The 5,818-nt window shown below is 67.5% G+C and carries 6 protein-coding genes; 5 read left to right on the top strand and 1 reads right to left on the bottom strand.

The window, feature by feature from the left end; genetic code table 11:
- The 5 genes from AC1DZ6_RS17245 to AC1DZ6_RS17225 all read left to right on the top strand — a co-directional run.
- Positions 1-1,085 (top strand): ABC transporter permease (locus AC1DZ6_RS17245; RefSeq protein WP_477098371.1); only part of this gene is annotated, 1,085 nt, incomplete at its 5' end.
- Complete coding sequence (locus AC1DZ6_RS17240; protein ID WP_477098370.1) at positions 1,082-1,831, top strand: ABC transporter ATP-binding protein; 750 nt, start codon at positions 1,082-1,084, stop codon at positions 1,829-1,831. The genes AC1DZ6_RS17245 and AC1DZ6_RS17240, both read left to right, overlap by 4 nt.
- 20 nt (positions 1,832-1,851) lie before the next feature.
- Entirely contained in the window at positions 1,852-2,856 is a 1,005-nt protein-coding gene (locus AC1DZ6_RS17235; protein WP_477098369.1) for an HlyD family secretion protein, read from the top strand.
- A 202-nt stretch (positions 2,857-3,058) separates the two neighbouring features.
- Positions 3,059-3,967, top strand: coding sequence for an SDR family NAD(P)-dependent oxidoreductase (locus AC1DZ6_RS17230; protein WP_477098368.1), 909 nt, complete (start codon positions 3,059-3,061; stop codon positions 3,965-3,967).
- Between the two features lie 272 nt (positions 3,968-4,239).
- The gene (locus tag AC1DZ6_RS17225) at positions 4,240-5,550 is read left to right on the top strand and encodes an outer membrane protein transport protein (RefSeq protein WP_477098367.1); all 1,311 of its coding nucleotides are present in this window, start codon (positions 4,240-4,242) and stop codon (positions 5,548-5,550) included.
- Positions 5,551-5,656: 106 nt separating this feature from the next.
- On the opposite strand, the gene AC1DZ6_RS17220 is transcribed toward AC1DZ6_RS17225, so the two are convergent.
- On the bottom strand, positions 5,657-5,809 hold the full coding sequence (locus tag AC1DZ6_RS17220) for a hypothetical protein (protein ID WP_477098372.1): 153 nt from the start codon (positions 5,807-5,809) through the stop codon (positions 5,657-5,659).
- Positions 5,810-5,818: the final 9 nt, after the last annotated feature.

Below are 5,818 nucleotides of genomic sequence, written 5' to 3'. Positions count from 1 at the left end.
GCAAGGGGTTCACCGCCCAGATCGACCGCGCCCGCGCCGACATCATGGTGCTGGGTCCCGGCGCCAAGGCGCTGATCGGCGGTCCCTCCGGACTGCCGCGCCGGATGATCCCGCTGGTCTACACCCATCCCGAAGTGCTGCAGGTGGCCCCGCTCGACGGTTCGGGCGGCCGCTTCCAGAACATCCTGTCGCCCGAGGACCAGGCCAAGGCCGACGCCCGCGCCAAGCAGGCGGCCAAGAACGGCGGCCCGAAGGGCGGCGGCGGCCGCAAGAGCGAGTTCGTCAACGTCACGGTGATCGACGCGATCCCGGGATTCGTCACCGTGCCGACCGACTATTCGCTGGGCATGGTCGAGGCTCTGCGCCAGCCCTACGCCGTGGCTGTCGACCAGACGGCCCTCAAGCGCCTGGGCGTCAAGAAGGGCGACAAGGCTCTCTACAACGGCAAGACCATCACCATCGGCGTCGTCACCCACGGCTACCCCAACATCATCCAGCCGACCCTGGTGATGTCGCGCGACACCCTGCGGATGCTGGGCGAGGCCGACACCGGACAGCGCGTCGGCCCGCTGATGGTGCAGATCCGCGATCCAGCCCGCGCCGAGATCGTCGCCGCCCAGCTGAACAAGAAGGGCGACGGCAAGTTCCGCGCCTGGACCCGCCAGGAACTGGCCGACGCCAATTCCGGCGCCATGCTGGACGACCAGATCATCGGCATCATCCTGGGCTTCTCGGCGTTCCTGGGCCTGCTGATCGGGGTGGTGATCACCTGGCAGACCCTGCGCGGCGCGATCATGGCCAACATCAAGGAGTTCGCCAGCTTGCGCGCCCTGGGCGTGTCGATCGGCGACCTGCGCAACATCGTCATGGAGCTGAGCTTCTGGGTCGGGATCGTCGGGGTGCTCGCCTCGGGCGCGCTGACCTGGCTGGTCTCGCTGGCGGCCACGGCCGGCGGGGTGCCGATGTCCTTCCCGCCCCTGCTGGTGGTGGTGGTCGCGGTGTTCCTGATCATCATCGCCATGCTGTCCGGCTTCCTGTCGCTGGGCGTCCTGAAGAACAGCCAGCCTGCGGACCTCCTGCGATGAACGGCCTCGTCCACTACAAGCACGGCGACACCGCCCTGATGGCCAAGGGCCTGGTCAAGCGCTTCAAGACCGGCCGCACCTATATCGAAGTGCTCAAGAGCGTGGACTTCGACGCCAAGCACGGCGACGTGACCATGGTCATGGGTCCCTCGGGCTCGGGCAAATCGACCCTGGTGGCGGCCCTGTCGGGCCTGCTGCGTCCCGACGAGGGCAAGGTCGCGGCCCTGGAGGCCGCCGACCTGTGGAAGCTGCCGCCGGGCAAGATCGACAAGTTCCGTCTCGACCACTGCGGCTTCATCTTCCAGGGCTTCAACCTGTTCCCCGCCCTCACCGCCAAGCAGCAGGTGATGACCGCCCYGAAATATCAGGGCGTCGGCCCGGGCGAGGCCTCGCGCCGCGCCCAGGCGGCGCTGGAGGAGGTGGGCCTGGGTCCGCGCGTCAACCAGCGTCCGTCCGAGCTGTCGGGCGGCGAAAAACAGCGCGTCGCCATCGCCCGGGCCATGGCCAAGAACCCCAATCTGATCTTCGCCGACGAGCCGACCTCCGCGCTTGACGGGAAGAGCGGCCAGATCGTCATCGGCCTGTTGCGCGCCGCCGCCACCGAGCGCGGCGCGGCGGTGATCTGCGTCACCCACGACCCGCGGCTAGAGGCCTATGCCGACCGCGTCATCCACATCGAAGACGGCCGGATCCTGGACGACGTGCGTAGAACGCCCGACGCCAATCCCACGCCGCTCAGCCACTGACTTTCTGGGGAAACCTTCAAATGCCCGCGTTCCTGCGTCGTCCCGCCTTCTGGATCGTCATCGCCCTCGTCGTGCTCGGCGGCGGCGGGTTCTTCTTCATGAAAGGCCAGGCCGCCGAGAAGAAGAAGAAGCTCGAGGCCGCCGCCATCCAGGAAGAGCCCAGCCCCTACGCGGCCATCGCCAACGGCAAGGCCGACGTCGAGGGCGGCATCATCCAGGTGGCCGCGCGCCGCCAGGGCATCGTGCGCGAGGTGTTCGTCCAGGAAGGCCAGGACGTGGTCTCCGGCCAGGCCCTGGCCAAGCAGGAGGACGACGACGCCCGCCTGGCCGCCGACACCGCCTCGGCGAACCTCGCCTCCGCCCGCGCCCAGGTCGCCCTCTATCAAGTGCAGCTGCGCACCGGCCAGCGCGAGTACAAGCGCCTGCAGAACCTGTCGGCCTCCAACTTCGTGGCCGGTCAGCGTCTGGACGCCGCCCAGGACCAGATCGCCTCGGCCAACGCCAGCATCCAGGCTCAGCAGGCGGCGATCCAGGTGGCGACCGCTCAGCTGGCCCAGTCGCGCTACAACCAGGAACTGACGGTGATCCGCGCCCCGGCCGACGGCCGCATCGCCCGCCGCTACGCCAATCCGGGGGCCGGCGCCTCGACCCTGAACGTCACCCCGATGTTCGACCTCGAGCCGCGGACCGCCCGCATCGTCCGCGCCGAGATCGTTGAGGCCGACATCCCCAATGTCAGCATCGGCCAGGAGGTCGAGATCCAGCCGGAAGGCGACCCGACCAAGACCTATACCGGCAAGGTCCTGCGCCGCGCCGCCGTGTTCGGCGCCCGCAAGCTGGCCTCCGACGACCCCAGCCAGCGCAGCGACGAACGCGTCGTCGAGGTGGTGGTCAGCGCCGACGGCGCCCCGATCCTGGTCGGCCAGCGCGTGCTGGTGAAGTTCATGAAGCCCGGCCAGAAGGCCGGCGTGAAGCGCGACCAACCCAAGCCGCCGGTGGCGGGGGGCGAGAAGAAGAAGGCGTAAGGAAGCCTCTTCCCCCTTTGGGGGAGGAGCGCCGCAGGCGCGGAGGGGGCAAGTGTTCGCCGCCGCCGTGCTCCTAATACTTGCCCCCTCCGGTCGCTGCGCGACCTCCTCCCCCAAAGGGGGAAGAGGGCTCTCTTGACGCCCCCTCTCCCGCGCCGCACAAACGCGCCAAACCAAACACGCGTTTGAGGGAGAGAAGAGCATGGCGGACGATATTCGCTTCGACGGCCAGGTGGCGATCGTCACGGGGGCCGGCGGCGGTCTGGGCCGGCAGCATGCGCTGGAGCTGGCGCGGCGCGGCGCCAAGGTCGTGGTCAACGACCTGGGCGGCAGCGTCGACGGCGCGGGCGGCTCGTCCGACGCGGCCAAGGCGGTCGTGGCCGAGATCGAAGCGGCGGGCGGCCAGGCCATCGCCCACGGCGCCTCGGTGACCGACGACGCCGGCGTCGCCGACCTGGTGAAGACCACCATGGAAAAGTGGGGCCGGATCGACATCCTGATCGCCAACGCCGGCATCCTGCGCGACCGCACCCTGACCAAGATGGAGCTGGCCGACTTCGAGGCCGTGATCCAGGTCCACGTGTTCGGCACCTTCAAGCCGATCAAGGCCGTCTGGGACATCATGAAGGCCCAGAACTACGGCCGCATCGTCGTGACGACCTCGTCCTCGGGCATGTACGGCAACTTCGGCCAGTCCAACTACGGCGCGGCCAAGATGGCGGTGCTGGGCCTGATGAACACGCTGAAGCTGGAAGGCGCCAAGAACAACGTCAAGATCAACGCCATCAGCCCCGTGGCCGCCACCCGCATGACCGAGGGCCTGATGCCGCCGGAAGTGCTGGAGAAGCTGAAGCCGGAATATGTGACTCCCGGCGTGGTCTATCTGGTGTCGGAAGACGCCCCGACCGGCGCGATCCTGACCGCCGGCGCGGGCGCCTTCGCCCTGTCGCGGATCTTCGAGACCGAGGGCGTCTATCTGGGCGAAGGCGGGCTCTCGGCCGAGGAAGTGCGCGACAACTGGGAGCAGATCACCGCCGAGCCGGACCAGAAGGCCTATTTCAACGGCGGCGAACAGGGCGCGAAGTTCTTCCGTAAACTAGCGGGCGGCTAAACCTCTCGCTTTGCGATACTGATTGCGGCGCGAACAGAGCGGGCTTAGATTTCCCCTACGTCAGCTCGTTCGCGCCCTTTCAGGCAACTTCAAGCATTACTGACAAAACATCGAAATATAGAGCCAATACAAATCTCAACGTTATTTGACTTACTGTACAAAATTCATCGTTTTGCGAATAAATAGCAACGGTTTTTGACCTGATGCGTTAGAGCGACGGCAACCGGCGCCGCCAAAGGCGCCGGAACCTCCTCCCCAGAAGGTCGTCTCTCATGTCTATCTCGCGTATCTCCCTCGCCGCCGGCGTGGCCCTCGCCACGCTGGTCGTCGCTTCGCAGGCCTCGGCCGCTGCTTTCTATCTGCAAGAACAGTCGGTTCGCGGCGCCGGCCGCGCCTATTCGGGCGAAGTCGCCGATCGCGGCGCCGCCAGCCTGTGGTGGAACCCCGCCTCGATCGCCGGTCTCGACAAGAACGAGATCTACGGCGGCGTCCACCTCGTCCAGGTCGACTCCCAGGTCAACAACGTCGGCTCGACCCTGACCCGTCCGGTCATCCCGGGCGGCCTGACCACCCCGGTGGGCGGCGAGCCCTATGCCGGCGGTCCGATCAACAACGGCATCGTGCCCAACTTCGCCGGCGCCTTCCGCGTCAACGACAAGCTGGCCGTCGGCCTGACCGTCGCCGCGCCCTACAACTTCACCACCGACTACAACAGCCGTAGCTGGACCCGCTACGACGCCCTGAAGTCGAACCTGAAGACCATCGACGTCAACGGCGTCGTGGCCTACCGCGTCAACGACATGCTCGACCTGGGCGTGGGCGTTTCGGCCCAGTACACCGACGCCGAGCTGACCTCGGCCCTGCCGAACCTGTCGCCGGCCCTGCCCGACGGCGCCTCGTCGCTGAAGGGCGAAGGCAACTGGGATTACGGCTGGAACGTCGGAGCCCAGTTCCACGCCAGCCCGACCCTGACGATCGGCGCCTCGTACCGTTCGGAAATCAAGCACGAGCTGGACGGCAAGGTGCTGATCACGGGCCTGCTGGGTCCGCTGGCCGGCGCCAACGTCAACACCGACGGCGTGGCCAAGATCACCACCCCGTGGATGGCCCACCTCGGCGCGCGCTGGCAGGTCACCGACAAGGCCACCCTGAACGCCTCGGTCTCGCGCATCGGCTGGAGCGAGTTCGACAAGATCGTCGTCACCTATCCGAACGGCGGCAGCGTCAGCGAGCAGAACTACAAGGACACCACCACGGTGGCCGCCGGCGTCGACTATGTGGTCAACGACAAGCTGACCCTGCGCGGCGGCGTGCAGTACGATCCGACCCCGACCCCGGACGTCGGCCGCAGCGCCCGCGTGCCGGACGGCGACCGCATGCTGTATGCGGTCGGCTCGACCTGGCAGGCCACCGACAGCATCCAGTGGGACGCGGCGGTGTCGTACATCAGCTTCGACGACACCAAGATCAACCGCACCGAAACGATCTACGGCGGCACCGCCGCGGCGACGACCTTGAACCTCAAGGGCGACGTCGGCGGCTCGGCCGTGGTCATCTCGACGGGCCTGCGCTGGAGCTTCTAGGCTTCGACGTGAGTTGATGAAGATGAGGCCGTCCGGGGAAACCCGGGCGGCCTTTTTCTTTCAGAACAAATTCCGCTCATCCCGGCGAATGCCGGGATGAGCGGATCTATTGGATGTTGGCCCACAACGCCTTCGCCGCCGCGACGAACGCCTTGGCCGCCGCGCTCTCCGGCGCCCGCAGCACCACGGGCGTTCCGGCGTCGCCGGCCTCGCGCACGGCGATCTCGATCGGCACCTGGGCCAGGACCGGCACGCCCAGGGTCTTGGC

Source organism: Caulobacter sp. P1_B12_2, from assembly GCF_056406675.1.
Note: the sequence above shows the minus strand (reverse complement) of the source record. Positions and strands in the feature narration are given on the sequence as shown.

What these genes read in the sequence shown, in the direction of transcription:
- AC1DZ6_RS17235 (WP_477098369.1), top strand. Translation starts at nt 1,852, where the DNA reads ATGCCCGCGTTCCTGCGTCGTCCCGCCTTCTGGATCGTCATCGCCCTC.
- AC1DZ6_RS17230 (WP_477098368.1), top strand. Translation starts at nt 3,059, where the DNA reads ATGGCGGACGATATTCGCTTCGACGGCCAGGTGGCGATCGTCACGGGG.
- AC1DZ6_RS17225 (WP_477098367.1), top strand. Translation starts at nt 4,240, where the DNA reads ATGTCTATCTCGCGTATCTCCCTCGCCGCCGGCGTGGCCCTCGCCACG.